Origin of the sequence: [Clostridium] celerecrescens 18A, assembly GCF_002797975.1 — a bacterium.
Lineage (GTDB): Bacteria > Bacillota > Clostridia > Lachnospirales > Lachnospiraceae > Lacrimispora > Lacrimispora celerecrescens.
Genome location: NZ_PGET01000001.1, coordinates 688317 through 714405, shown reverse-complemented (window position 1 = coordinate 714405; position 26089 = coordinate 688317). Strand labels below are relative to the sequence as shown.

Below are 26089 nucleotides of genomic sequence, written 5' to 3'. Positions count from 1 at the left end.
TATAACTTGGCATATTTTTTTCATGTTACCAATAAGTCCGCCTGGGATGGTACAATCAGCTTACTAAATTGATATACCAGATAAAGGAGGATTTCCCAATGAGCATAAAATTCCAGACAGTAGGCAGTCTGCTGCGTCCGGCAGCATTGCTGAAATATAAGAACCAGATTGAGATACGGGATGATGTTACCTACCCGTTCTACAAAGATTTTGAAGGCTATGAGCAGTGTGAAGCAGAGTCCACGAAAGATGTCGTCGCAAAACAAATCGAACATGGATTAACCGTCATTACCGATGGCGAGTATTCCAAGTCCATGTGGCATCTGGACTTTGTCTGGGGTTTTCACGGCGTCAGTCGTTACATAGCGGAACATGGTTACTTTTTCCGTGACAAAGATGATACCCGGAAATACGAAACCCGCCGGGACATCGGCCTTAAGATCACGGAACCGCTGAGCGGCAGGAATCACCATTTCATCAAAGTCTTTGAGCAGCTTAAGTCCATCGCCGGGGAAAAGGAAACAAAGCTTTGTATCCCCTCCCCCTCCCATATTTTTGGAGAACTGTTATGGTCAGATAACCTCGGCGGAAACGGCTCTATTTACAATAACCCGCAGGAGCTGAAAGCAGGGCTTACCAAGGCGTACATAGAATTTGTGGAGGATTACGCTGCTGCCGGCGGAAAAATTCTGCAGTTTGATGACTGCCTTTGGGAGCTTTTTGCAGACGATAATCCCAATTCCCCATATACGGGCGAACATATCAACCAGGAGGAGGTCAAGGCACTTGCGGCTGAATTTATCGAAATCAATAATACAGTGATTGATTTCAGCCACAGCCTGGGGCTTGCTATGTGGACCCACAACTGCCGCGGCAACTACGATTCACGGAATATGGGCGGCGGCTCCTACGAAAAGATTGCCAACCTGTTTTTAAAACAGTTAAAATATGACCGTTATTTTCTGGAATGGGATGACGACCGTGCGGGATCCCTTGAGGCACTAAAAGTCTTTCAGGATAAGCCAGATACAGAGATTGTTCTGGGCTTATTGTCATCAAAAACCAATACGCTGGATGACGAAGCCCGTGTGATCCGGTTTCTAAACGAGGCATCTGAGATCATCCCAAAAGACCGTCTGCTCCTCTCTCACCAGTGCGGATTTGCTTCCTGTGATGGCGGCAACGAGCTGACGGAAGAAGAACAATGGGCAAAAATTGATCAGGGGCAGAGGATCGCACTTACCTATTGGGGCGAATGAGTTTGAATCCGTCTAACAGACATGAGAAATACCGGCAGGAAAACCTGCCGGTTTTCGTATTCTGAATCTCTGTGTTGTCGCCTTTTTAGTCATTATCCTCAACGACTGCAATTCCATCCACTTCAAGCAGGCTCACTGGACGCCCAACTCATGATTGGATTGAATTCATCAACTCATAAAAATATTCCGCTTTCTGTGTCCTGTAAAGATTATACCAGTGATCTAATGTTTTTACTGAAAATACATCCAGAGCTTTCAGGACATGGAAAGAAAAATCCAGGGGAGCTATTCCAGAAGCAGTTATCAAGTTCCCGTCAGTTACGGCAGGTTCCTGCTGATAGTACTGTTCTCCGACATATCCTGGGCAGATCATCTTAAGATATCCCAAGTCATTGCTTGTATGAAGATTTAGATCCAGCAATCCTTTCCGGGCAAGTCCTATTGTAGAACCGCAAATAGCTGCCACAATAATACCTTCCTTTAAAAACTGCTCTGCCATCGATAATATGGGATCGTGAACCCGTTCTGTCCATGTGTTTCCGCCAGGTAAAATTAAGGCATCTGCATTTTCCATGGTACACTCATCAAGTTCAATATCCGGTATTATTTTTAGGCCTCCCATTGTGATAACAGGAGTCTTATTCATTCCGACCGTAACAACCTTTAACGGGGCTGAGCCTTTCTTATAATATCTTCCGGAATTCAGTTCCGCAGTTAAATAACCTATTTCCCAATCAGCCATTGTGTCAAAAACATAAAGATATACAACGTTTTTATTCATATACACATCCTCCATTTTTTAATTTCCAGACGCGGATCGAATAATCAGCCGCGAGAAGAAACGATATTATCTTTATAATAAAACAACTTCACTGACAACTACTGTCAGTGAAGCTTTTAAAGTTGATTTTCTACTAATTCCCTATCTGTTTTAAGAAAGCGGTTTAGTTTTTCTTCTGCATTGAATATTACATTTATAAGACCCAATGTACTGTCGTAGTGCATAGTCTTGATTCTAAAAACAACACGGCAGATACGCTCGTCTTCTTCTGTATGAAAAATATATTTTCCATTATGCAAAATCTTCTTAAAGGCATTTAAAATTTCTTTAATTATATCCACGTTACATTCACGGCATTGTACCAACTCATCCATTACATCTGCGCCGTGCGCTGCTGCATGTGCCCAATTGTTCAATCGTTCTACTCCTTTAGCATATAGTTCTATCTATCAGGTACTCCGGCATTGCAACAGGACTATGGGCTTGATTTAACTACTTCAATCCGATTCCGTCCATTCCTTTTTGCCGCATACAAAGCATCATCACTTATTTTATACAGTGTGTTTATAGATGTGTGTTCATCTGGAATAACGGTGACGATCCCTATACTTATCGTATATTTTATAATATGATCTCTGCCAACGTTGACAGAAGCTTTCTCTGCAATCCTTCTCAATCTTTCCGCAACCTCAAAAGCCTCCCTTTCATTCGTTCCAGGAAGCAGTACTGTAAACTCTTCGCCGCCAATTCTGCCAAACAGATCATAATCCCTTAATTGATTTTTTATTTTCACTGCAAAATCTTTTAGTACCATATCTCCTGCAAAATGGCCATAAACATCATTGATCTTTTTAAAATTATCCAGGTCAATAAGAAAGAATGAAATAGGCTCATTTCTTCTTGAAAATAATGAGATGTTCTCTTTTGCCCGCAGTAAAAATGCTCTTCGGTTGAATATATCCGTCAGTTCGTCATATGTAGCGACCTTAGTCAATTCCATATCCGACTTTTCCTTTGCCATAAGGATAAAACCAATATTCCCGATCAGCATAATCAGATATAAGCAAATGAAAAACAAAACATTGTATATATTATTTGACATCAAAGAAACGGATTCACTTAAACTGATTCCCATATAAGCTCTTAGAATTAGTAAAATAAATCCTGCTAAATAAATAAAGGCAACTGTCTTTTGTAAAACCGATGAATTTTTATCCATTAAAAATACATAGATGGGATAGCACCAAAGGATAATCATACTGATGGACATAATTGAGATCCGCACACCCTCCACATATTGCAGCAATATGGCTAAATGGATCACCAAAATAGCAATGGCGGAAGCAATAACATATACCCGTTTTACCAATTTGTTACAGCGTTTCTTTATAATCAAGAACGCAATAATCTGCGTGGTATGAGCAATAATTAAAAAGGAATTACCAAGGGATATTGAAATAAATAAATTAATATCGTCCCGTAACCCAAGAAGAACCCATGCAATTGTATCAAACAGTCTTGCAAATAAAAAGATATACAAAGAAGAATCCTTTTTATGCTGAATCATGTAGGCGATACCTAATATTCCGGAAAAAAGATGTCCTAAAACAATTGTAAATATAAGAGTTCTGATGCTGAAGTCTAAACTCATTTTATTGCTCCCCACCTTCATGTTGAAGTTCTAAGCTGAAATTATAAACAATTAACCTTCTTAAGCAAGCCGGACCTAAAGCCACTGAACCTTTACCATTATAATCTATAAATACAGAGCGTTACAGCTTCCACATGTCATGAGATTGTGCCTGAATTACTCTCCCCCTTCATATACCTTCATCATTAAAAATTCGTCATTCCACTACGATAAAGGCTTGGAATTGTTGCCAGGTACTTATATCCCAATTTCTCATAAAAAATCTTTGCATCTGGATTGTAATCACCAACCAATAAGAATATATCTCTTCTTTTAAAAAGTATATTTTCTATAAACTCCAGTAATTTCTTTCCTATCAGAAAATAAGCCGTACAAATTGATGAATGTTCCATCGCTTTTATACAACTATCTAAATATTCTTCCGTTCCTTTTCTAAATTGTATGTCCACACTCGTCCCTCCCCAGAAATTGAAACTATTTTAAGTTCTTAATTGAAATCAACCAAATGTTCCTTGTTGCGTTGTACGGTTGGTATTGCCCCATTCACACATGATATCAAGAATTGGAATCAGGGATTTTCCCCGTTCGGTTAAGCTATATTCAACCTTAGGCGGAATTTGTGGATATTCCTCCCGATGGACAAGCCCGTCAGCTTCTAATTCTTTCAGCATTGTACTCAAAGTTTTATATGAGATCGTTTTGATATACTTCCTCATTTCATTATATCTTACTACTTCAAACTCCTTCAAACAATATAATATTACCATTTTATATTTTCCGTTGATCAGAGATAAGGTATAACTAAATCCTGTATTCTCCAAATCTTCAGCTTTTGAAATACACGAAAAACTCATTCACTATCTCCTTTTTATAGGTACTATACCTTAAACCAGTATTGAACATCTATGTGCGTACTTGAATAATAGCCAGTTCACAATACAATTAAAGCAGACATACTGGTTGGTGTCAACATTCTAACGCTGCCAGCAGCTTAGAAACGTATCTACTTCGTCTTAGAGAGTGACTATTCCCTTTTGAATTGTGCAAAAACAGAATAATTCTTGTTGACAAATGAAAAACACATAGTATAATAATTTTAATTGAATAATTTCTTCAGGGCAGGGTTCGATTCCCTACCGGTGGTAAAGCCCACGAGCCGCAAGGCATGATTCGGTGTAATTCCGAAGCCGACAGTATAGTCTGGATAAAAGAAGATGATAAGTCACAGTATCTCTGTGTATATGTAAATTTGCTCTGGAATTTTTTTATTTATTCCAGAGTTTTTTTATTGCAGCATATACCCTTCTGTACCCGTGATTTTTAAATGCCTTGAACGACTTTGTTCAAGGCATTTAATTTTTTGGAGGTGTTGTATGACTGATACGGAATACATGCGATTAGCTTTACAGCTTGCAAAGAAAGGATGTGGTTGGACAAATCCAAATCCCATGGTAGGGGCGGTGATTGTGAAGGACGGTAAGATGATTGGTCAGGGATATCACAAGAAGTACGGGGGCCTCCATGCGGAACGCAATGCCCTGGCCAGCTGCGTAACGTCGCCGGCGGGGGCAACCATGTATGTGACTCTGGAGCCTTGTTGCCATACTGGAAAAACACCCCCCTGCACCGACGCGATCCTGGAAAGTGGTATCCGCCGTGTGGTAATCGGCTCGTGTGACCCGAACCCGCTGGTAGGGGGAAAAGGCATTGAGCTGTTGCGTTCCAGTGGAATTGAAGTCTTAAAAGGAATTTTAAAAGACGAATGTGACGCTCTCAACCAAAGCTTCTTTCACTACATCCAAAACAAAACACCCTATGTGGTCATGAAGTACGCCATGACACTGGATGGGAAGATTGCGACTCGCACTGGTAAATCCCAATGGATCACCGGTGAAGCAGCACGGCATCGTGTTCATGAAGACAGGCACCGTTATTCTGCTATTATGGCAGGAATTGGCACCGTCCTTGCAGATGATCCGCTGTTGACCTGCCGGTTGGGAAACAGCAGAAACCCGCTCCGCATTATCTGTGACACCCATCTAAAAACGCCCTTAAGCGCAAAGCTTGTTACTACAGCAGGCATAACCGCCACCCTCCTTGCTACGGCAAATACAGATCCTGACAAGCATCGGCCGTATCTGGAAGCAGGCTGTAACATTTTGGTACTTCCTAAAAAAGAAGGGCATATTGATCTAAACTGCCTTATGACAGCTCTGGGTGAAAGAAAAATTGACAGTGTATTACTGGAAGGAGGCGGTACTTTAAACTGGTCTGCCCTGCAATGCGGAATCGTCAACAAAGTACAGACCTACATTGCCCCTAAGCTGTTTGGCGGCAGCGGGAAAACCCCGGTAATGGGCCTTGGAATAGACAGCCCGGACCAGGCGTTTCATTTAAGCAGGCCGGCCATCTCATGGTTTGAGGAGGATATTTTATTGGAAAGCGAGGTAATCAGGTGTTCACAGGAATCATAGAAGAAATCGGCAGAATACAGACCGTCCGCAAAGGCGCAGAGTCCTCTTCTATCTCTGTTCAGGCAAAGATAATCATGCAGGATGTCCGCATTGGGGATAGTATTGCTGTGAACGGTGTGTGTCTCACGGTTACGGCATTTTCTCGGAGCGGATTTACTGCCGACGTTATGCACGAAACCTTTAACCGCTCCTCTCTTGGGAGTCTGCCAACAGGCAGCCTTGTCAATCTGGAACGTGCAATGCCTGCAAACGGAAGATTTGGGGGGCATATTGTTTCAGGCCATATCGATGGTACCGGAACAGTTTCTGCCATTCAAAAAGACGATAATGCTGTTTGGTATACGATCAAAACACCCCCTGGCATTCTGCGGTACATCATTGAAAAGGGATCTGTTGCGATCGATGGAATCAGCCTTACCGTAGCAAACGTAGGAAGGGACTGCTTCCGCGTTTCTATCATACCCCATACAGCATCAATAACTACGTTGTCAAACAGACGCGTTGGTGATACGGTCAATCTTGAGAACGACTGTATCGGTAAATATGTGGAACGTTTGACGGGCATTCAGCAATCCAAACATAATATCACCACCGACTTTCTAACAAAATATGGATTTTAGGAGGAATTAAAATGGTTCAATTTAACACCATAGAAGAAGCACTGGATGAACTGCGGCAAGGAAAAATTGTTCTGGTGACAGACGATGAAGACCGGGAAAACGAGGGAGATTTAATTTGTGCCGCTGAGTTTGCTACCACGGAACAAGTGAATTTTATGGCAATCCATGGCAAAGGTCTCATTTGTATGCCAATGAGCACGGAGTTATGTAAAAAGCTGAAACTCCCTCAGATGGTCTCTGATAATAATGATAACCACGAAACTGCCTTTACTGTATCCATTGATCATGTCGATACCACCACCGGAATTTCAGCAGCAGAACGCAGTCTTACTGCCATGAAATGCGTGGAGGACAACGCAAGACCGGAAGATTTCCGGCGGCCCGGTCATATGTTCCCTCTTCTGGCAAGAAAAAATGGCGTCCTGGAACGAAACGGGCATACCGAAGCTACGGTGGATCTCATGCGTCTGGCAGGATTAAAGGAATGCGGTCTGTGCTGCGAAATCATGCAGGAGGACGGAACCATGATGCGCACACCGGAATTAATAACACTGGCAGAAAAGTGGGGACTAAAAATAATTACCATAAAAGCCTTACAGGAGTACCGCAAAAGAAAAGATAAGCTTGTTGAACAGGCTACCTGCGCCGATCTTCCGACAAAATATGGTGATTTCAAGGTTTATGGGTACATCAATAAGCTAAACGGGGAGCATCATGTGGCATTAGTAAAAGGTGAGATCGGTGACGGCCAAAATCTTTTATGCCGTGTCCATTCCGAATGCCTTACCGGCGACGCGTTCGGCTCTGAGCGCTGTGATTGCGGCCAGCAGTTTGCGGCAGCAATGACACAAATAGAGAAGGAAGGCCGCGGAATTCTGCTTTATATGCGTCAGGAAGGCCGCGGTATTGGACTGATCAATAAACTGCGTGCCTATGCCCTTCAGGATAAGGGTATGGATACTCTGGAAGCGAATCTCGCCCTTGGTTTTGACGGGGATATGCGGGAGTATTTTATCGGTGCGCAGATTCTGCGTGACCTTGGAGTCAGAACATTGCGCCTGCTCACGAACAACCCGGACAAAGTCTATCAGCTTTCTGGCTTTGGGATAGAGATAACAGAGAGAATTCCCATCCAGATGGATGCTAACGCAAATGATCTGTTTTATCTAAAAACCAAGCAGGAAAAAATGGGCCATATTTTAAATTATTAATATATTTTTAAAGGAGAGCTTACAATGAAAACATTTGAAGGAAAACTCGTATCAAAGGATATTAAAATAGGCATTGTTGCCGCACGTTTCAACGAATTTATAACCGGAAAATTACTAAGCGGTGCTTTGGATGGATTAAAGCGCCATGAGGTCAGTGATGACAGCATAGATATCGCATGGGTTCCCGGAGCCTTTGAAATTCCGCTAATTGCCTCTAAAATGGCAAAAAGCGGGAAATATGATGCAGTGATCTGCCTTGGTGCAGTCATTCGCGGCAGCACATCTCACTACGATTATGTGTGCAGTGAGGTGTCCAAAGGCATTGCCAGTATATCCTTAAGCAGTGATATTCCTGTTATGTTTGGTGTGCTGACCACAGAAAACATAGAGCAGGCCATCGAGCGCGCAGGCACCAAAGCCGGCAACAAAGGCTTTGACTGTGCGGTTGGAGCCATTGAAATGGTCAACCTCATCCGTGAGATTGATGCCCGGTAAGGACAGGATGATCCATTCCATAGAACATGCGGCGGGTAAAGACACTGATCCCAAACATGATCAGGGCAGCCATATAAAAAGGAAGGTAAGTACTGCTTTCTATTTTTTCAAACACAATACCATAGAGGAACTGTCCAAGAGGATTCGTACACATACAAATACACATAACACAAGAAATGACTTTCCCGGTTAATTCTTTTGGCGTTAATATCAAACATCACCATGATGTTTCTCTTATTCACACGGTCAGCAATGATTCCTCCTATAGGGAACAGGAATAGCATAGGAATAAAAGAGCAGGCAAGAATTGTCCCAAACAAAACAGACGAGCCCGTTTGATTTAACAGGTAAAGAGGAAGGGCATACCTTAATATCTGATTTCCAAACAAGGAAATGACCTGACCGATTGCTACAAGTATAAAATCTTTTGATAATATCGCTTTCGTTTGCATAATTTATTCTCCTTTCGCGGCACTTTTTGTGTCCTCGGAAACATACTTTACCACTTTTTTGGGTCCTTGTCAACAAATATAGCAATAAAAAGGCAGCCCGCTCTCTATAGAGTCGGGCTGCCTGTGGTATCACTTTCATTATTCAATTTGTCTCTGCAGGGGTTGCGAAACACTTGGACCTGATTATTTCCGGTTCTATAACCCGTTTATAAGGGCCTGGCATTACTATAATTTATCATAGCTTTCCGTCTTAATATCTACACCCAGTTTTTTTATTTCTGCATCCAAATGCTTATTATATCTTTCTGCAAAACCAATCATGCTGTCTAATTGTTTTTCAGACACATGTTCAAATACAGCCTTATCCCTCTTTTGGAACTCTTTGTGCAGTTCCTCGTGGACTTTGTAAATAGATTTCCCTCGTTCCGTAAGCTTAAAATAAATTTCTTTCTTGTTATCAGGCCTCTGATAGCTTTCGATAAGGCCTTTTTCTATGAGTTTTTTCGTTATTTTACTTATACCGCTTCTAGTCATATAAAAGGTCTCTGCTAGCTTTGTCACGTTGGAATCTTCACTTTTTCCGATGTATTCAATGCAATGTATTTCAGAAGGCTTATAATCCTTAAGGCTTTCTTTCATCTTATACCCATCTAGCCAGATCTTTTTGCTAAATAAGTCCCAGAAACCAGCTATGACCTGCTCTTCTTTTTTCATGGCCTATCCTCCCACCCATTGGTGTATTAACAATATTATACTGAATATATGTTTCTGTTTCAACATCATATAAGAATTGATTTTTTTAAAAAAAGCCCTTGCATTTATACATTTTTAGCTCTTATTTCATTCAACAATCCTTCAAACCATTCAACATTTACTAAATGGTGAGCAAGTGAATTATTCAACATGTGTTTAAAATAGGCAGGGTTCCTAAAATCTTGTTCAAGGGATTTTTCCAATAGAGAAATCTTCTCTCTGGTTTGTTTCATTTGCATTTCTAATAAATGTATAAAGTCCTCTGTATTATATTCATTGGCAAACAACATTGTTGTATAAAATGATAAATTTACATACTCTGTTTTCGAACCATACTGATACATTAATTTATCAAATTCTTTATTTCCCAGCTCAGTAATAACATAATTGTGGGTTTCTCTGGCGCGGTCGCTCTTGTCAACATCAACTTTTTTAATAAGTTGTTTTTCTTCTAATTGCTGAAGGTTGTAATAAAAGGATCCTCTCGTAAAGTTCACTATATATTTGTAATGATTTTCTTCCATTAGAGCTAATAATTCGTAACCATAAGAACCTGGGTTTTGCTTCAATAAACCTAATATTAATAGCGGTATCAAGAAGTTACCTCCTCTGCTTATAACGTACTGACATCCGTTTTATAAAAAAGTTAATCATTGCTGATTTGTGTGATTTGAGATTGGAATTCCTCAAATGTCATTTTTCCTAATGCAAAATCCTTGCTTATGATATAGATCTTTTCCGCTTTTGTTTGAGTTCTGGTGTCATTACATTTTATCAGTTCGTTTTCATTCACTAATGGCTCCATTATATGCTGCCTTTTATCAAATGCTTCAAAATATCTTAGACCAAATTTTCTTTGCGAAACTGCATCAATATGGATCCCATCCGGATTAGAGGTTAAACCTGCAGCGGTAACGAAGTAACAATTGTCTTGTTCAAGGGCAAACTTCTGCAGCTCTTGATTTATATAATTATATTCCGTGCAGCTTTTTCCAAACCCTTCTTTGCCCAAGAAATCTCCTAACCCGCCAATTATCAGAGGAATATTCGGAGAACTTAATTCTTTCCTAAGAGTTTCAATGATTGAAAATAATTTATTATAATAAACCTTGTAATTTCCATTGGTACTATCACTTTCACCCTGATGCCATAAAATTCCTGTCAGCTCACTATTCTGGACTGCAAATCTAGCTTCATTCACTGCATGTTTAAAAAGTACCCCATCGATCGCCCATTCATCAAGAGTGCTTCCGCCCTCGGCACAAGGAATCAATCCAATGGTATCCTTCTCATTTATCTGGCACCATGCGTCTGCAAAGGAGGCTGCAAGGCTTATTCCCGAAACGGGACGGTCATAGTTGATGGGTTCAGTCATCATCTGCCATCTTCCATTGCGCAGCATCTGTATCCTTTCATTAAAAATAGGGGATACTTCGTGAATAAATCCCCGACCAGCCATATTAGACTGTCCTAACATTAAAAATGATTTAACCATTTTTTAACCTCTTTTTCAATATCGTACTATAGTAATGTGATCTAACTAGACTATATATTTTTATCTTAGTCTAATTAGACTATCTTGTCAACTTCTTTTACAATAATGGAAGAACTCTACGGAGCGTTTATTGATAATCCAAAATTCAGGGGTTACAATAGTTCGTGGGGAGATAATTTCATTCGCTTTCGATGATACGAAAACTTATTGAAAAGGAGAAAATGAATTTGGATAAAATTAAAATAGATAAATTTCTTGATAATCAAGGTAAAATTACGCAATTACCACAAAAGCAATCCATCAGAGCTGCAACGCTCTGTTATCTGGCTGAAAAATTTGAATCAAACCGTAATTATACAGAAAAAGAAGTAAACTCCATCTGTGAAGCTTGGCATACGTTCGGAGATTATTTCATACTCAGGCGGGAACTTATTGATTATGGTTTATTATGTCGCGAGCCAGACGGATCACGATATTGGAAGCCAAAAAACGATCTGCCGAATAGAACAGATAAAGAATTACGATTAAATACTGCCTTTCATCTCATTGATTTTGATAACTGGGATAGGAAACAATATTTCTATTATTTCACGAAAATGTTACCTACCGGATTTTCCATTAGTGTGGAAGCAGACATTACCAACACCTATAATATGATAAAAAAGCAAAACAAAAAGTTTTTCCCTGCTTATTTATATCTGGCTTCAAAGCTAATCACTGAACAGCAGGAATTTCGTATCTCCAATTTAAACGAGCAACTTGGTTATTATGAGGTTTTACATCCCTCTTATGCATGTTTCCATCAAGATGACAAGACGATGTCAAATATGTGGACGGAGTATGACCCGAATTTCGAGATTTTCTATGATAATTACATGGAGGATCAGGATCGATATGCAGACAACCATGGGATATTGGCAAAACCTGATACTCCACCGCAGAATAGCTTTATGATAGGTATGCTGCCATGGATTAAATTTACAAGTTATACACCAGTACCTTATGCCGATATCAACAATTATTTTCCCGTAATACAGGCGGGGCAATTTTTTGATAGAGATGGAAAAAAAATTATGCCTCTTTCTATTACCGTTCACCATGCTGTGGCTGACGGATATCATGTGGGGTTGTTTTTAGAAAAGTTCAAGACTGGTATTGCAGCTCCTGAAAGCTGGATATAGTAGCTATAAGCTTATTTACCGATGACAAACGATGGCGCAGTTATGATGTATGCAAAAATGCAACTTATAAAGAAATACAACATCCATTCTAACTCTCCTTTTTTATAGTATCTAACCTAAAAGTGCATACTTGCTAATATAATTATCCTATCATAATATAATAAATATAAAATGACAAGGAGGATTATACAATGAAAAAAGAGATTGAAGTATTTGATTATACCAATGAAATCATGAAAGCACTAAAAACAGGCGTTTTGCTGACCACACAGACAGATGACAAGGTGAATTCCATGACAATTTCCTGGGGTACCCTGGGAATTGAATGGTCAAAACCGATCTTTACTGTTTTTGTTAGAGAGAACCGCTTTACAAAACTTCAGCTGGAAAAAAATCCTGAATTCACGATTAATATACCATATGGCGATTTTGACAAAAAGATCCTGGGGGTATGCGGAACAAAGTCCGGTCATTCCATTGATAAAATCAAAGAACTTAACCTGTCACTTGAAACACCCAATGCTATTTCTGTTCCTGCTATTAAGGAGCTCCCTTTAACGCTTGAGTGCAGGGTTGTATATAAGCAAAAACAAGATGAACACGAAATTACCGAAGAATACCGAAACGCATTTTACCCACAGGATGTAGACAGTTCATTCCACGGCGCAAACAAAGATTTTCATACCGCTTATTACGGAGAGATTCTAAGTGCATATATTATCGAATAATATCAATATCAGGCCTGTTTTTGTGCGTATGGGGCCAATATTATATAGCTTTCAGGCATAACTAAAACCTCCTGTCGTATTCTATTCCTACGACAAGAGGTCTTTTTTGGCAATATCCATCTTATTAGATTTAAAACTTGTTGTAATGAAGCTTTTGATATGGCAGCGTACGTTCTTCATATGGCTTTTTCTCCTCTGCGGGATAGCCAATGGCAATCATACATTCAACACTATATTGCTCAGGTATTTCCAGCACTTCTCTTATATAATCTTCTGCTGTCTCCTGTTCTGTATGGAATCTTTCTCTTACTTGAATCCAACACGACCCAAGATCTAAATCCTGTGCCGTCAATTGAATAATCGCTGCCGCTATGGACGTATCCTCAATCCATACGTCACTTGAACCTTTATCCGCCAATACTGCTATTGCCAAAGGAGCACCTGCTAAAAACTGAGAACCAGGTTCTCTGCAAAGAGAGAGCTGGCGGATCAGATCCGCATCGGTGACGGCGATAAAATGCCAGGGTCTGATGGACCGGGATGATGGAGACAGCAGGGCACTTTTAAGAATCACATTAATTTTTTCTTTTTCAACTTCCTTATTTTGAAACTTTCTAATGCTTCTCCTGGATTTTAAAATGTCAAATAGCATAAATTGTCCTTTCTATGTCCTTTGCGTTTATTACCTTAATAATTTTATCCTTAGAAATGAAGAAAGTCAATGTTACAAACACCTCCTATACTGCCATCTGCAGTCAGGAGGTATTCTTATTTTTATCAATGCACAGATATTATTTCATTGTATTTAATAAGGAATCCGTTACAATTTTTAACTGCTGCAATACAGGCTCTTCCATAACGAGTTTTTTTCATCTCTTCAACATCTTATTTTAAATGTATCATTTGTAGAATTAAATTTACATATCCAAATAATAAGATATAATAAAATAAGAAGAAATTGAAAGGAGTATCACTATGCATACAGCAGATTATTTTATTAAAAACTTGAACATGACAGCACATCCGGAAGGTGGGTTTTACAAAGAAATTTATGCGTCGGAAGAAACTATAACTTCAAAAGAGTTAAAGGTTGACTTTGAAGGTTCACGAATACTTTGGACAAGTATCTATTTTTTACTCAGGGACGGAGAAGTATCTAATTTTCACAGACTAAAATCAGATGAAATGTGGTACTATCATTCGGGTTCTCCCCTGACGATTTATATGATCAGCCCAAAGGGAGAGTTTTTCACCGAACAGCTTGGACTTGATATTGAAAATAATGAAAAGCCTCAAGTATTGGTGCCAAAGGATTATATATTTGGTTCCGCTATGAATAATAAAGGATATGCATTAGTGGGCTGTATGGTATCGCCAGGATTTGAATTTAAAGACTTTGAGCTATTCAAAAGAAGTGAGTTGATAGAAAGATATCCTCAGCATCAGCAGATTATTCTTAAACTGACTTCCAATGAATAAATGTTGACTTCGATGATCATATATTTTGCATATTGTAAGGGCTGCTGACAAAACAACCTATAGGCAGCCCCTACAATCAGTTCTTCCTTGGCAATCATGGCAAACAAATCTGTTCAGTGATGCAGGAAAGGTTTCAGTTATTTAAATAGTCAGCTACGGCTTCATTTGCTTTCCGAACCAAATTCTCTTCGTCCATTCGCACCAGCCGGCCTTCTTTCACAACAATATTGCCATTTACAACCGTATAGTCCACACTGCCCTTAAGCCCCACCGTGCTCAAAATCGACATTGGATCAAACTGAGCGCCTATCATATCAATACGGTTTAAATTGACCAGGAAAAAATCCGCCGCCATGCCTGCAGAAATTTCTCCTAAATTTTCCCGGCCCAGCACTCTTGCACTTCCCTTAGTTGCGATTTTCAGCATATCATATCCGCTAGGTGCCTTCCGGCTGTCATTTAGCCTGTGGAGAAGGTATCCCACTCTCATTTCTTCCAGAAGATTGGAGCCGTCGTTGCTGGCTGATCCGTCCACAGCCAAGCCTACAGGGACATCCAGATTAAGCATTTCCGGGATGGAAGCGATGCCGGAAGACAGCTTCATGTTGGAGATGGGACAATGAGCTACACCTGTCTGAGTTCTGGCCAAAAGCTCCAATTCATCCTCGTTAAAATGAATCCCGTGGGCATACCATACATCGGGGCCGACCCAGCCAAGGCTTTCCATATATGCTAAAGGCCGCATACCAAAGTGAGAAAGGGTAAATTGTTCTTCATCCTTTGTCTCTGCCAGATGAGTGTGTAGTCTTACCCCCAGCTTTCTGGCCAGCTTTGCCGATTCCTTCAAAAGTTCCCCGGTCACACTGAAGGGAGAACAGGGAGCCAATGCCACCTGGCGCATGGAATATGGGCTGCCATCATGGAATTTTTTCACAGCAGCTTCGGAATCCTTTAAAATCTCATCCACTGTCTGGACAACGGAATCCGGCGGCAAACCTCCGTCCTTCACACTCAAGTCCATACTGCCTCTTGTGGCGTGAAAACGGATGCCAAGCGCCTCCGCTGCAGAAAACTGGGCATCCAATAGCCCTGTTCCGGCATGCTTTGGGAACACGTAATGATGGTCCAAACAGGTGGTACACCCTGTTTTTAACAGCTCCCCAAGTCCTGTAAGGGAACTGTAATAAACCACGTTCTCATCTACGTGCTTCCAGATTTCATATAAAGTTTTTAACCACGGGAATAATTCCATCCTCTGAACCTGAGGCAAATTACGGCTGAAGGTTTGATATAAATGATGGTGAGTATTAATAAGTCCCGGATACATCACCATATTAGATGCGTCGATCACATCATCAGCTGTTTGTTCATTGCTGCCGACTTCGGCTATTACACCGTTCTTTATCAGCACATTCACTCCCTCCAGCAGTCTGTCATCAGCGTCACATGTCACAAGATGTTTTACATTCTTTACAAGCAGGGTTCCTTTCATCATTACCTCCTGGTATTAAATACATAACAAGCTTTGTTTCATAGACTATATGACTGGTGTACTGCCGGCGGTTCGGGTGGCCACGAAACACCCTCATACGCTAATCGGTATATATGATACCAGCAGTATGCCGCGTGTTCCCAGCTACGTTTTAAACAGCTATATAGATATGATTTTTTCAAAGAACAATTGATACTCTGTTATTATATTGGTTTTCTTTTTATTATTCAATGTTAATTATATAACAATTATCAGAATTATTTTGTGTAAAAATCACAATTTTTAAGTTTATTGCAGTCTTCTCCCACCGGCTTTATTTGCAGAACGTAATAAAGAAGAGGATACTCCAAAATCATTTCCGGACTATCCTCTTCTTTTCTTCGATTTAATATTACCATATGCGTCTTACACCTGTAACCTATCAATTTATCCCTTATTCATATCCCTGAGCAGATGATTAAAGATAGCAATGATAAAGGCAGCCAGAAGTGAATTAAGAAAGCCGCCCATGCTTATGTCTGCTACAAATTGATCTGCAATCATAATCGTCCAGGCATTCACAATAAAACTGAATAATCCTAAGGTCAGTAAGTTAACCGGCAGTGTAAACAACAGCAGAATCGGCTTTAATATAAAGTTTACTGCCAACAGTACCAAGCCCATAATAAGAAGTGCCGGGATGCTGCCAATATAAACCGAGTGTGATACATATGACATCAGATATATGGTTAATACGATTGATATATATTTTATGAACGGCTTCGTCATTTTTACCTCCAATAGACATGCTTTACCTGATTTTAATTAGTACTTTAACTTTGTCGGTTGTGACATCGACAAGATTATATGGTTCATCCTCGGATAATGAATCCAGCAGCTTCATGGCTGCAATATTGAGCGCTTTCACTGAATGGATGGTGATTGAGGAGGATGAGCCGGGATCAGGCACTTTCGGTACAAAGAAACATGCAACAGTCAGTAAATCCTGAAAACAGTCCAATAATTCCTGAAAGCTATACAGGGGAATGGGAAAGGGAATTCTTATGAACCTTCTGTTCTCAATCTGGAGCTTGATCCGCAAAAAATGACAGCCCTTAATCGACATATACTTTCACCTTTACCATTGCTTTATGGCTTTCATCCCAGGCTTCCACATCAACGATATTCGGATCATCCAAGGTGCCGTTTATGATTTCTTCGATTATCTTTGCAAAATCGATGCTGGAAATATTGATCCCCTTTGCTTCCATCTCTCTTCTGGCATCAGCAGGAACCATAGTAGTCATCTTATCAGCGATTTCACTGATCGTAGTCAGCAATCGTAACGGTATATTTACGTTAACATTAACGGAATTGTCATCCGACGTTACTTTTACTTTAAGGAACTTATAGTTTCGTCTTGCAGCTGTTACAGCTTCAACCCTTTGGATTGCTTCTGTTCCCTTTGTCACATTCAGAGCTTCCAAAAGCTCCATGCCTTCTGCAGCGGTAATCTGCCCTTTTTCTATCATTTCCAGTATTTTTTGTTGTTCACTCATGGACTGACCCTCCTATTAATTATAGATTTTTAATTCGTTCCGTTGCTTCCTTTGGGGAGATTTCACCTTTTGATAATTGGTCAAGAATTTCATTCCTGGCGGTTGCTTTATCTTCATTCTCCTTCATTGATTCTTTTGATGATACTTCATACCCAAGGCCTCTTATGACCGAATCCAGTTTACCCCGGACCGTGGGATAGGAGATGCCCAGTTCTTTCTCAACATCCTTGATATTACCGCGGCATCTTATGAATACCTTGACAAACTCGAGATCCTCTTCTGGAAGACGACAGAATTCACAAGGCTGGAAATCGCCTTCAATGGCTGTAGAACACCTAGGACAGCTTAGCTTGGTTATGGAAAGCTTCTCACCACATACGGGACATTTACCCGGAGCTTTGTATTTCATATTTTCACCTTTCTGATGTAGTATTTGATTATAATATACAACCGTAAATTAAATATGTCAATACTCAAATCAATAATATTAATAATATCATTGAAATAATTGATGAAAATGTTAAATATATTAAACTGGTCTTTTAAGAATATTAATAAAGCCTGTACATTTGATAATAAAAATCCGCCATATACTCCTTCGTGTCATTTTTTCCTTAAAAATTCTTTTATTCTTTAAACTTATTGTATATCACTTGATAATCTACTGTTAGATTATGTGATTATGCAGTCAATCTTGCCTTTAACAGCCTTCCTGAACAATATATCAAGTTTACTGGAATCAACATGTTTTTATTGCACATGTTCGCTCATGAACTTTAGATATCCTTTCTGCATCTTTGTAAAAAGAGGCTAAGTTTAAAGGTCCCTAAAGCAGACCTAAAAACTTAGCCTTTTAATTTTTCGTAAGCAATATCTTGAAATTACTCCTCTTTTTTTCTGCATGCATTTTATGACCTTTTAGTGTTCTTATTTGACAGCAATTTATCCAAATATATGGATTTAAACTGTTTGCTAGCCATCATCTGCTTTAATGGGGGTAATTTAAGTATAACACCAAGTACTGCTGCCATCGCACGATGATTGGCAAATGCCTGATTATCAAATATGAGATTTTGGAGGGTTCCCTTTTCGATTGCTTGCAGCACAAATCTATGAGTACTATTTACCGGTGTAATGACTTGTACCTTTCTTCGCATTAATTCAATGGCATTTTTAGGACAGCTCCGCACACATACACCACAGCCAAGACATACCTCCTCGTCCACCTGTGCTGCTGCTTTCCCCTCTTTGTATTTTTGCATGGAAATAGCCAATACCGGACATACCTTTGCACATTTACCACATCCTATACATTGTTCCGAAATCTTAGGTATAAAATTTGTAGTAGCCACAGGCTGCATTGGACTGAATTTTCTTGCTGCCTGCAAAGCTTCGCAGCAGCAACCGCAGCAATTACAGATAAAAGCCGGAGCCTCACGAACATTTTCGCCAATTTGTACAAGATTTGCTGCATAAGAACGTTCTAATACATCCATTGCTTCTTTCTTATCAATTAATCTTGCATGCTGTCCATTTTCTGCAAGAGAACGGGCCACATTTCCAAGGGTGAGGCAAACATCCAACGGTGCATTAATTTCACATGGATGGCCTGCATGCAGCATTTTGTGCCTGCAATAACAGGTTCCAAGGCCTATATAAGCTGCATCTTCAATCATATGACTGGCTCTTTCATAATCCAAAATATGAATTGTGTTTTCACTTGCCAGGACCGGCTCCTGAACATAGACTCGTCCAAGATACGTCTCTGTTGCGAAAAATAAATCCTTTACAAAATCTTCCTCTACATTCATGTATTGATAATACAATTCACTTAAATATTTCTGATCAATATCGCCTCTTGTGCGCATCAATGCAAATTCAATGAACCCTGCCATTGGCGGTGGCATTACAAATTGACGTACCCCATTATAAAATGAATCCACAAGTAACGCTTTCTCACAAAGATGCTCTAAAAAAGCTTCTGCTTTCCATTCACTGGTGTTCCAGATTTTAGCTGCTTTTTTTGCTGTAAATGGACGAACCGGCAATAATGCGACCCATTTGGCTTCCTTTTCTGTATATAGAACTTGCAAAATTTTATACAGGCTTTCCGTTGGCGGAGCCCCTTGTGTGAACCAATTGATTCTTTCTTCTAAATTCTTATAGGCATCTTTGCTTGTAATATGTCCCATGAATTCACCTTCCTAATATAAAGTATGGTTCGTGTTATATCTGATTTATCAATCTTCTTTAATCAGTGCATACATTTTCATGTCGAGAATAACCCCATTTTTTATTGCATTCTTTCTTAAAATACCTTCACATTGGAAACCTGCCTTTTCAAGAATATGACAAGATGCTGTATTATAAGCAAAGGGTTCTGCAAAAATCCTGATAATATCCGTATGTTCAAAAATATACCTGCAGGTCTGCTTCACTGCACTTGTACCAATCCCTTTACCCCAATAGGATTCTGCTATATAATAACCCATTTCAGCACTTCTGAAATGAATGTTGTTACAACGGAACACTCCAATGCTTCCAATCGCTTTATCATCTACTGTAATTGCAAAAGCATATGTCTCATCCTTGTCCGCCGACAACATAGAGGTAATGTATTCTTTCGCATCTTCTACGGAATAGGGATAAGGTAACCCATCTCTTAGATTATCTTGGATTTTCTTGTTATTTATTACTAATGCTAAATTTTCGGAATCCTCTATCTGCCATTCCCGTATTATACACTCCATTTAAATATCTCCCTTCCAATTGGAATTCATCTCAGAAAAGATACTCCATTATGAACCCCTCCATAGTTTCATCAATAATTTTAAATCCTGCCTTTTGATACATACGTAACGCATAATTGTCCTTTTGGACGGCATGTGATACTTTTTTATGATATTCATGTGCATACATTTCCCTAATATTATATGCGGCATGTTCACGGCAAATATTCCAATATGATATAGGGGATTTCCTAAGCCTGTAAAATCGGTTATTCATTAAACCTTCACCCCGATTTCATAGGACGGATGATACAGTCCCGTCGGTTCATAAAAATTTAAACCAATATATTGAAAGCCCAGTTTCAAGAGCAGCTTTTCTGAAGCCTTATTTTGCGGATGATGTCCTGCATACAATTTATCTGCTTTTAAAATATCAAAACTGTAATTTATGACAGCCCTTGCTGCCTCGGAGGCATACCCCATACCCCAGAATTTTTTTCGTAGATGAGAACCAAGCTCATAAGAATGCGGATTCATTTGAAAGGGGCGGATACCGCAACAGCCAATCAGTTCACCTGTAGTAAGCTCAAAAATAGGCCAATACTGTATATGAAACACCTCATCATTATGAATTTCAGTATTCAGGCGGTCAATGATTTCCTGATGTGTAAACGTTCCGGAAGCACAAATAAACTGTGTGACCTCTTTATCTCCCCATAGCTGGGCAGCCAAATCAAAATCGGATGCACTCCACTTCGAGAAACCTATCCGGTTTGTTTTTAAAAAATACTCTCGCATCGTTTGATACCTCCCTTACTATAAAAAACTCTCCCTACTTGCGTTCATTCCTTATATGGTTTTGCAAATCTTTTTTCATAAGCACCATTCTTCTTAAGGTTGAAATCCCAATAGTAGTTCGTTAACCCGGTTAACGAGAATATAGAAAATAATAATTGAATCCCTTTTGATAGATACTCCGATTTTTCATATTCTTTTTTCAAGTTTAAATCCATAATTCCTTTGCCGGCATACGTTCTGCCTATTGTCTCCATTTGATCAAAGAACTTTTTGTTGGCTTTTTCCGGTTTCATTTGAATCCCTTCCACACCGCCTTTTATAATGATTCCATCAAAGGATACCCCCAGCCTTTTTGTAATTAGTTCAAGATAAGGTCTCAAATAGTATGACTGACTGGTTTCCGGAAAACCGGACTGTACTAAAAATGCCATATGTACCTCTTTATTGTTCATCGGCCTTAGTTGTTCAAAAAATTTCATTACCGATCCTGGCATAGCGTGAACATAAAGCGGAAAAACAAATAAATTATTTTCAACGGAACTGAAATTTTCAGCCCAATTTTTCTGTTCTTTTATATTAATCAAATTCCTGACTTCAATATTTTCTACTCCCTGTACTTTCATTCCCATTATTATCTTTTCAATGATCAGCTTACTGTTAGAATGATTCCCTCTTGGAGATCCATTATAAATCACCCATTTACCGTTAGGTTTTCTTTCAATAATTTCCTTTGATAAACTCTCGGCCAGAGGCTTTGTGTTATCTAATTCAGCTGTTTGTATGCTTTCGTTTTCATACAAAATTTCATTACAAGAGCTTTGGAAATGATATGCCACCCGGGTGAGATAGTCCTTTATGACTTTTACTTCATCAGTACTTAACCCAGTCTTTTCAAAATAGAAGTTCATAACAGGATATTTATCATATCGTTTCAGGTGACCACATTCACCATTTCTTAATTTAATGTAGGGTAAATAATGTTGAATTAATCGGTCCAGAAATGTTTTTCCCTTGCTATCTATAAAGCCATTTGCTGTACGAAACAAAATAACCACTTCATCACTGTTTATATAATCCTTATACAATTTAAATGCATCATCATTCAAAGCACATTTTCCAGGAGTCTTCCACCAGCAACTCCAGCAACCGATGCAATCCTTCATTTCAGTATCCATAGGATGATAGATAACTACCTCAGTTTCTTTTTTTGTTTCTGCATAGTAATCCTTTATTTCCTGAGCCAGAGATTCATTTCTTTTATTTTGCCCTAAATCAAAAATCGATATCTTCATAACTCCTCCTCAATCCTTATGAAATAATCTTCAAACCACTTTATAACAAAGCTGGTATATGCAAGGCCAAATGCAAGAGCATCATTTTCATATTTTGCCGGTCTATGATTATCTGGAGATAATCCCATTTCCTCAAGGCGCAGGTTCCCTTCATCTCTAATATTTACAAGGTCTTGCTGCATATTTTTAAAATTCTTAATATGGAGGTTAATCGATTCCAGCCGTTCTTCTTTGGTTAATTCGTTAAAGAATAACATCTTTAGCAATTGTGTGGACTTATACTTATCAGAACCCAAATCCTGTCTCATTAAGATGCTAAATCTCTCTCTTCCAGAATCCGTAATTCTATATAACTTTTTTGTCCTGTTATTTTTAACTTCCTCTTTTGAAATTATATATCCATTCTTCTCAAGTTTCACTAAGGCCGGATGTATTGCTCCTTGACTTGTACTTGCAAAATATTCGGTGCTTCTTTCCATTCCCTTTTTTATATCATATAAGGTAAGAGGATCATTATAAGATAAAAATCCTAAAATAATTAACTCTATCATGTAATTTCTCCTTTATAAAATCTTATATATGTCGTTTAGACATATTTAAACATTACTCCAATTTCTATATTTTGTCAACAAATATATGTAAAATCCCTCGATATGTTTTCATAAACACATATCGAGGGATAAATACAAGACGAAATACTTACTTTTATGTTTTTTAAGACGTTCAGAGCTTCATACTTTTGAAATCAATACCAAGGTTTCACATACCTTAATCCGTCAAAAATAATGTTTATTTATTCTCCCAAAAGGTAATTGTTTTCTTCATTGGCTGGTTCCAGCGTTCTGATTTCAAAAGATTTACAGCCGGAAGCAATGAAAGGGTCTGATTTTGCTATCTTCGTTGCTTCCGCCAAGTCTTCAGCTAAAAAAATGACCATCCCTCCGGGGTAATCTGTAAAAGGCCCGCAAAATACAAGCTTGTCTTGATTCTTTAATTCTTTTAAGTGATCCACATGACTCATTATGAGTTCCTTATGTAATGGTTTTACATTACTCATCAAATATATATACGTCATCACTCTTCCTCCTTAAATACTCCATATTACTCAGGTGCGGGGATCGCATTTTCCTGCACGGTTATCTGCCGAAACTTCGAAATGCTGTTTGGCCAGTTCTTCACGAAGTGTCACGTATGAATACAATGGATCGCTGTATCCCATCGAATGGTATAAATCTGACCTAAAAATAACATATGAGTTCTGGAAAGTCAATGAATGTTATAATTATATTATTTATTCATTGACTTTTAAATTTATTCTCTGCCTTCGTTTTCTGCCAGAGAACGGGCAGCATTTCCATTTGTAAAGGTATGGCAAACATCTAAAGAGAAATTAATAAAAAAACTGCTGCAATTAAGGTATACCCTTGCATGCAGCAGCTCTGACAAAATTTAATAAACAGCAAATTGGTAAAAAATTAATCAATCATAAAACAGGCTACACCAACATTATTCAGTGTAATGATTGGTTTACACCGGAATGTCTTGCAACAATTATCAGTCATTCTTACTTTTAAGATATAAAAACCTTCATAGGGAACTGTAAACTCAAAGCAGCCGCAACCATTGATCTGTACACAGCACAGTAAGGTGTCAATGTCTTTGCATCTCTCGTATAACTTTACATCCCAATCATGAAAACTATTGCAGCAACAGCCCCAGATACAGCCCGCAATAATGCAGGGTTTAATCAGGCATTCCTCACAAACAGGGCAGAGTTCCGGTTCCGGACACTCTGTAGGAACTGGTATTGGAATGGGAATAAATACCGTTTCTGGTTCCGGGCAAGCTGGGCATGGCTCCGGTATCGGGCATTCCGGGCAGGCTGGGCATGGTTCTGGTACGGGACATGGTGGACAAACCGGGCACGCTGGACATGGTTCTGGCACCGGACATGCTGGGCATGGTGGTGGTACCGGGCACGCTGGGCATGGTTCTGGCATCGGACACGCTGGGCATGGTTCTGGCACCGGACACGTTGGGCATGGTGGTGGTACCGGGCACGTTGGGCATGGTTCTGGCACCGGGCACGCTGGGCATGGTGGTGGCACCGGGCATGGTGGTGGTACCGGGCATGGTGGTGGTACCGGACACGCCGGACAGGGTTCTGGGGTGGGGCATGGTGGGGGTACCGGACATGCTGGACAGGGTTCTGGGGTAGGGCATGGTGGGGGTACCGGACATGCTGGGCAGGGTTCCGGCGTGGGGCATGGTGGGGGTGTCGGACATGGTGGGGGTGCCGGACATGGTGGGGGTGCCGGGCATGGTGGGGGTGCCGGACATGGTGGGCATACCTGTTCTTCCTGTCCTGGTGATACCTGAGGTACTTCCGGAGCTGGTGCTGCAGCTGGACATATCACTCCTCCTACAAATGGGAAATAATGAAATTCAAAGCCGCTCTCTGCATTTACGGCAAAAGATCCTAAGGCAGCATTGCCGCTTACACGGCCGCCTGTAGGATGAGCATGGAACATAGCCTGTGGTGCTAATATACTTCCCCAGATATCAGAAGACTTTTCCATATAAATATTAGTTGCATCCTCAAACACATACAATGTTTGATTAGTCTTATTTCTTTCCCCATAAACACCGTATTGCAAATGGGCATTTGCTCCTGTTCTTAACCTTACAACGACTCTACTTCCTTGTGGAACTTCTGCACGTATTCCTTTATTGATTAAACCATTTGGCCTTACATCGATAAGGAATACATTCTGTACAGGATCATTGCCCCTTAAAATCCACTCGTAATTATTATCCACTACATTTCCATTGGGAGTTAAAGATTCAATACAGTCTTTGTAGAAACCGATGCTTTCCCTGGCATCACTAAAAAATCTAGGTAAATCAGCACCTATCCTGCTTGCAGGTATATATCTTGGTACGTCATAACTTGGAACCACATAGTGATCACCTTTATCTGATGGTGTCCAATATTGGCTGCCTCCATTGGCTTGGTACAAAAATTTCAGTTCTTGTATTCCATCATTCATACCATCTTTTCCGATTAAATAGGTACTTCCCTTGGCTGCACGGAATCCTCCGCCCACAACCACATGACCGATAACTACCAAAGGCCCGGTCATAGATACATTACCGCCAACTAAAAAGCGTACTAAATCCGGTGAGTAATTGACTGCTTTGTTACCTTTACTGACAAAGCCAACACTCAAACCTCTTGGGCTGTAAAAACTTCCGCCTATTGCTACAGGTCCTTCAATATCTATAATGTTATTGGCATCATTAAATATAATAACATTAAATCTAGAGGCAGTACCAAAAGGCTGACCCGCAATATTATACCAGTTTATATTATCATAAGGTAATCCTGCACTTGTCATTGCTTCATCACTATAACTGATATTGTCCATATAAACTCCTGCAAACTGCTCGATTTGCAACGCATTTTCATTCTCAATTCAGTTTATTCTAATGAAATTGGTTCTGTGCAGTTTTCTATGCAATTGGACGAAATTTTATGATAATTATCTGAAATTCATAGGAATTTATATAAGTGCGGTCACGAAAATTATAACATAATAAAACCATTTTTCCTGTGATTAAGCCTAAAAAAGAAAAGAGATTGACCAAAAATTAGTCAATC

Annotated in this window: 28 protein-coding genes, 2 pseudogenes and 1 riboswitch; of the genes and pseudogenes, 8 read left to right on the top strand and 22 right to left on the bottom strand. The window is 39.6% G+C overall.

What is annotated here, in order from left to right:
• Window positions 1-98 precede the first annotated feature (98 nt).
• Window positions 99-1259, top strand: a complete 1161-nt coding sequence (locus H171_RS03415; protein WP_100303890.1) for a cobalamin-independent methionine synthase II family protein — start codon at window positions 99-101, stop codon at window positions 1257-1259.
• A gap of 148 nt (window positions 1260-1407) precedes the next feature.
• Here H171_RS03415 and H171_RS03410 read toward each other — a convergent pair whose 3' ends face one another.
• From H171_RS03410 to H171_RS03390, 5 genes are all read right to left on the bottom strand, one after another.
• Window positions 1408-2040 (bottom strand): type 1 glutamine amidotransferase family protein, encoded by a 633-nt coding sequence (locus tag H171_RS03410; RefSeq protein WP_100303889.1) that lies wholly within the window; start codon window positions 2038-2040, stop codon window positions 1408-1410.
• A gap of 116 nt (window positions 2041-2156) precedes the next feature.
• Window positions 2157-2456, bottom strand: coding sequence for a DUF2785 domain-containing protein (locus H171_RS03405; protein WP_100303888.1), 300 nt, complete (start codon window positions 2454-2456; stop codon window positions 2157-2159).
• A 59-nt stretch (window positions 2457-2515) separates the two neighbouring features.
• Window positions 2516-3691, bottom strand: a complete 1176-nt coding sequence (locus tag H171_RS03400) for a GGDEF domain-containing protein (protein WP_157803107.1) — start codon at window positions 3689-3691, stop codon at window positions 2516-2518.
• A 185-nt stretch (window positions 3692-3876) separates the two neighbouring features.
• On the bottom strand, window positions 3877-4140 hold the full coding sequence (locus H171_RS03395) for a GNAT family N-acetyltransferase (RefSeq protein WP_100303886.1): 264 nt from the start codon (window positions 4138-4140) through the stop codon (window positions 3877-3879).
• Between the two features lie 48 nt (window positions 4141-4188).
• The gene (locus tag H171_RS03390) at window positions 4189-4545 is read right to left on the bottom strand and encodes a winged helix-turn-helix transcriptional regulator (protein ID WP_100303885.1); all 357 of its coding nucleotides are present in this window, start codon (window positions 4543-4545) and stop codon (window positions 4189-4191) included.
• A gap of 251 nt (window positions 4546-4796) precedes the next feature.
• Window positions 4797-4911: riboswitch (FMN riboswitch) on the top strand.
• 153 nt (window positions 4912-5064) lie between these two features.
• Between H171_RS03390 and ribD the strand changes: the two genes are divergently transcribed.
• The 4 genes from ribD to ribH are packed head-to-tail and all read left to right on the top strand — an operon-like array spanning window position 5065 to window position 8491.
• Entirely contained in the window at window positions 5065-6165 is a 1101-nt protein-coding gene (ribD, locus tag H171_RS03385) for a bifunctional diaminohydroxyphosphoribosylaminopyrimidine deaminase/5-amino-6-(5-phosphoribosylamino)uracil reductase RibD (RefSeq protein WP_100303884.1), read from the top strand.
• On the top strand, window positions 6147-6785 hold the full coding sequence (locus H171_RS03380; protein WP_100303883.1) for a riboflavin synthase: 639 nt from the start codon (window positions 6147-6149) through the stop codon (window positions 6783-6785). Before ribD ends, H171_RS03380 begins: the two co-directional genes overlap by 19 nt.
• 11 nt (window positions 6786-6796) lie before the next feature.
• Entirely contained in the window at window positions 6797-7996 is a 1200-nt protein-coding gene (locus tag H171_RS03375) for a bifunctional 3,4-dihydroxy-2-butanone-4-phosphate synthase/GTP cyclohydrolase II (protein ID WP_100303882.1), read from the top strand.
• Window positions 7997-8020: 24 nt separating this feature from the next.
• On the top strand, window positions 8021-8491 hold the full coding sequence (gene ribH, locus H171_RS03370) for a 6,7-dimethyl-8-ribityllumazine synthase (protein WP_100303881.1): 471 nt from the start codon (window positions 8021-8023) through the stop codon (window positions 8489-8491).
• Window positions 8492-8700: 209 nt separating this feature from the next.
• Here the strand turns inward: ribH and H171_RS24510 are convergent.
• The 4 genes and pseudogenes from H171_RS24510 to H171_RS03350 form a co-directional block, all read right to left on the bottom strand.
• A pseudogene (locus tag H171_RS24510) lies at window positions 8701-8943 on the bottom strand (MFS transporter); the annotation flags it as partial.
• A gap of 225 nt (window positions 8944-9168) precedes the next feature.
• A complete protein-coding gene (locus tag H171_RS03360; RefSeq protein ID WP_100303880.1) occupies window positions 9169-9657 on the bottom strand; it encodes a MarR family winged helix-turn-helix transcriptional regulator in 489 nt (162 codons plus the stop codon).
• A 104-nt stretch (window positions 9658-9761) separates the two neighbouring features.
• Entirely contained in the window at window positions 9762-10292 is a 531-nt protein-coding gene (locus H171_RS03355) for a PadR family transcriptional regulator (RefSeq protein WP_100303879.1), read from the bottom strand.
• 50 nt (window positions 10293-10342) lie between these two features.
• Complete coding sequence (locus H171_RS03350) at window positions 10343-11191, bottom strand: sialate O-acetylesterase (RefSeq protein WP_100303878.1); 849 nt, start codon at window positions 11189-11191, stop codon at window positions 10343-10345.
• A gap of 227 nt (window positions 11192-11418) precedes the next feature.
• Here H171_RS03350 and H171_RS03345 point away from each other — a divergent pair, with 227 nt between their 5' ends.
• Window positions 11419-12372 carry a CatA-like O-acetyltransferase gene (locus H171_RS03345; protein ID WP_166433588.1) on the top strand — a complete coding sequence of 318 codons (954 nt, stop codon included), beginning with the start codon at window positions 11419-11421 and terminating at the stop codon, window positions 12370-12372.
• Window positions 12373-12563: 191 nt separating this feature from the next.
• Complete coding sequence (locus tag H171_RS03340; RefSeq protein WP_100303876.1) at window positions 12564-13100, top strand: flavin reductase family protein; 537 nt, start codon at window positions 12564-12566, stop codon at window positions 13098-13100.
• A gap of 130 nt (window positions 13101-13230) precedes the next feature.
• Here H171_RS03340 and H171_RS03335 read toward each other — a convergent pair whose 3' ends face one another.
• Window positions 13231-13752, bottom strand: coding sequence for a nitroreductase family protein (locus H171_RS03335; protein WP_100303875.1), 522 nt, complete (start codon window positions 13750-13752; stop codon window positions 13231-13233).
• Window positions 13753-14075: 323 nt separating this feature from the next.
• On the opposite strand from H171_RS03335, the gene H171_RS03330 reads away from it, so the two are divergent.
• Window positions 14076-14579, top strand: coding sequence for a cupin domain-containing protein (locus H171_RS03330; RefSeq protein WP_100303874.1), 504 nt, complete (start codon window positions 14076-14078; stop codon window positions 14577-14579).
• A gap of 133 nt (window positions 14580-14712) precedes the next feature.
• On the opposite strand, the gene H171_RS03325 is transcribed toward H171_RS03330, so the two are convergent.
• The 12 genes and pseudogenes from H171_RS03325 to H171_RS24965 all read right to left on the bottom strand — a co-directional run.
• Window positions 14713-16071 carry an 8-oxoguanine deaminase gene (locus H171_RS03325; RefSeq protein ID WP_100303873.1) on the bottom strand — a complete coding sequence of 453 codons (1359 nt, stop codon included), beginning with the start codon at window positions 16069-16071 and terminating at the stop codon, window positions 14713-14715.
• Between the two features lie 426 nt (window positions 16072-16497).
• Window positions 16498-16839 (bottom strand): phage holin family protein, encoded by a 342-nt coding sequence (locus H171_RS03320; RefSeq protein WP_025233944.1) that lies wholly within the window; start codon window positions 16837-16839, stop codon window positions 16498-16500.
• Between the two features lie 326 nt (window positions 16840-17165).
• Window positions 17166-17609 carry an SHOCT-like domain-containing protein gene (locus tag H171_RS03310; RefSeq protein WP_100303871.1) on the bottom strand — a complete coding sequence of 148 codons (444 nt, stop codon included), beginning with the start codon at window positions 17607-17609 and terminating at the stop codon, window positions 17166-17168.
• A 19-nt stretch (window positions 17610-17628) separates the two neighbouring features.
• A complete protein-coding gene (locus H171_RS03305) occupies window positions 17629-18018 on the bottom strand; it encodes a DUF2089 domain-containing protein (RefSeq protein ID WP_025233947.1) in 390 nt (129 codons plus the stop codon).
• Between the two features lie 499 nt (window positions 18019-18517).
• Complete coding sequence (locus H171_RS03300; protein WP_100303870.1) at window positions 18518-19801, bottom strand: 4Fe-4S dicluster domain-containing protein; 1284 nt, start codon at window positions 19799-19801, stop codon at window positions 18518-18520.
• A 48-nt stretch (window positions 19802-19849) separates the two neighbouring features.
• Window positions 19850-20359 (bottom strand): GNAT family N-acetyltransferase, encoded by a 510-nt coding sequence (locus tag H171_RS03295; protein ID WP_100303869.1) that lies wholly within the window; start codon window positions 20357-20359, stop codon window positions 19850-19852.
• A 255-nt stretch (window positions 20360-20614) separates the two neighbouring features.
• Entirely contained in the window at window positions 20615-21136 is a 522-nt protein-coding gene (locus H171_RS03285; protein WP_100303868.1) for a GNAT family N-acetyltransferase, read from the bottom strand.
• 44 nt (window positions 21137-21180) lie between these two features.
• Window positions 21181-22428: a flavodoxin family protein gene (locus H171_RS03280; protein ID WP_100303867.1), complete on the bottom strand. Its 1248-nt coding sequence runs from the start codon at window positions 22426-22428 to the stop codon at window positions 21181-21183.
• Window positions 22425-22979 (bottom strand): PadR family transcriptional regulator, encoded by a 555-nt coding sequence (locus H171_RS03275; protein ID WP_100303866.1) that lies wholly within the window; start codon window positions 22977-22979, stop codon window positions 22425-22427. Before H171_RS03275 ends, H171_RS03280 begins: the two co-directional genes overlap by 4 nt.
• Before the next feature lie 242 nt (window positions 22980-23221).
• Window positions 23222-23503: a YciI family protein gene (locus H171_RS03270; RefSeq protein WP_100303865.1), complete on the bottom strand. Its 282-nt coding sequence runs from the start codon at window positions 23501-23503 to the stop codon at window positions 23222-23224.
• A gap of 683 nt (window positions 23504-24186) precedes the next feature.
• The gene (locus H171_RS24505; protein ID WP_242976848.1) at window positions 24187-24840 is read right to left on the bottom strand and encodes a hypothetical protein; all 654 of its coding nucleotides are present in this window, start codon (window positions 24838-24840) and stop codon (window positions 24187-24189) included.
• A 20-nt stretch (window positions 24841-24860) separates the two neighbouring features.
• Window positions 24861-25826 (bottom strand): annotated as a pseudogene (locus H171_RS24965) (collagen-binding domain-containing protein); the annotation flags it as partial.
• Window positions 25827-26089: the final 263 nt, after the last annotated feature.

Excerpts from the sequence above, each read along its gene's own strand:
- H171_RS03415 (WP_100303890.1), top strand. The coding sequence starts at position 99 with ATGAGCATAAAATTCCAGACAGTAGGCAGTCTGCTGCGTCCGGCAGCA.
- H171_RS03410 (WP_100303889.1), bottom strand. The coding sequence starts at position 2,040 with ATGAATAAAAACGTTGTATATCTTTATGTTTTTGACACAATGGCTGAT.
- H171_RS03400 (WP_157803107.1), bottom strand. The coding sequence starts at position 3,691 with ATGAGTTTAGACTTCAGCATCAGAACTCTTATATTTACAATTGTTTTA.
- H171_RS03390 (WP_100303885.1), bottom strand. The coding sequence starts at position 4,545 with ATGAGTTTTTCGTGTATTTCAAAAGCTGAAGATTTGGAGAATACAGGA.
- ribD (WP_100303884.1), top strand. The coding sequence starts at position 5,065 with ATGACTGATACGGAATACATGCGATTAGCTTTACAGCTTGCAAAGAAA.
- H171_RS03375 (WP_100303882.1), top strand. The coding sequence starts at position 6,797 with ATGGTTCAATTTAACACCATAGAAGAAGCACTGGATGAACTGCGGCAA.
- ribH (WP_100303881.1), top strand. The coding sequence starts at position 8,021 with ATGAAAACATTTGAAGGAAAACTCGTATCAAAGGATATTAAAATAGGC.
- H171_RS03360 (WP_100303880.1), bottom strand. The coding sequence starts at position 9,657 with ATGAAAAAAGAAGAGCAGGTCATAGCTGGTTTCTGGGACTTATTTAGC.
- H171_RS03350 (WP_100303878.1), bottom strand. The coding sequence starts at position 11,191 with ATGGTTAAATCATTTTTAATGTTAGGACAGTCTAATATGGCTGGTCGG.
- H171_RS03340 (WP_100303876.1), top strand. The coding sequence starts at position 12,564 with ATGAAAAAAGAGATTGAAGTATTTGATTATACCAATGAAATCATGAAA.
- H171_RS03335 (WP_100303875.1), bottom strand. The coding sequence starts at position 13,752 with ATGCTATTTGACATTTTAAAATCCAGGAGAAGCATTAGAAAGTTTCAA.
- H171_RS03330 (WP_100303874.1), top strand. The coding sequence starts at position 14,076 with ATGCATACAGCAGATTATTTTATTAAAAACTTGAACATGACAGCACAT.
- H171_RS03325 (WP_100303873.1), bottom strand. The coding sequence starts at position 16,071 with ATGAAAGGAACCCTGCTTGTAAAGAATGTAAAACATCTTGTGACATGT.
- H171_RS03320 (WP_025233944.1), bottom strand. The coding sequence starts at position 16,839 with ATGACGAAGCCGTTCATAAAATATATATCAATCGTATTAACCATATAT.
- H171_RS03310 (WP_100303871.1), bottom strand. The coding sequence starts at position 17,609 with ATGAGTGAACAACAAAAAATACTGGAAATGATAGAAAAAGGGCAGATT.
- H171_RS03305 (WP_025233947.1), bottom strand. The coding sequence starts at position 18,018 with ATGAAATACAAAGCTCCGGGTAAATGTCCCGTATGTGGTGAGAAGCTT.
- H171_RS03300 (WP_100303870.1), bottom strand. The coding sequence starts at position 19,801 with ATGGGACATATTACAAGCAAAGATGCCTATAAGAATTTAGAAGAAAGA.
- H171_RS03295 (WP_100303869.1), bottom strand. The coding sequence starts at position 20,359 with ATGGAGTGTATAATACGGGAATGGCAGATAGAGGATTCCGAAAATTTA.
- H171_RS03285 (WP_100303868.1), bottom strand. The coding sequence starts at position 21,136 with ATGCGAGAGTATTTTTTAAAAACAAACCGGATAGGTTTCTCGAAGTGG.
- H171_RS03280 (WP_100303867.1), bottom strand. The coding sequence starts at position 22,428 with ATGAAGATATCGATTTTTGATTTAGGGCAAAATAAAAGAAATGAATCT.
- H171_RS03275 (WP_100303866.1), bottom strand. The coding sequence starts at position 22,979 with ATGATAGAGTTAATTATTTTAGGATTTTTATCTTATAATGATCCTCTT.
- H171_RS03270 (WP_100303865.1), bottom strand. The coding sequence starts at position 23,503 with ATGACGTATATATATTTGATGAGTAATGTAAAACCATTACATAAGGAA.
- H171_RS24505 (WP_242976848.1), bottom strand. The coding sequence starts at position 24,840 with ATGTCCAGCTGCAGCACCAGCTCCGGAAGTACCTCAGGTATCACCAGG.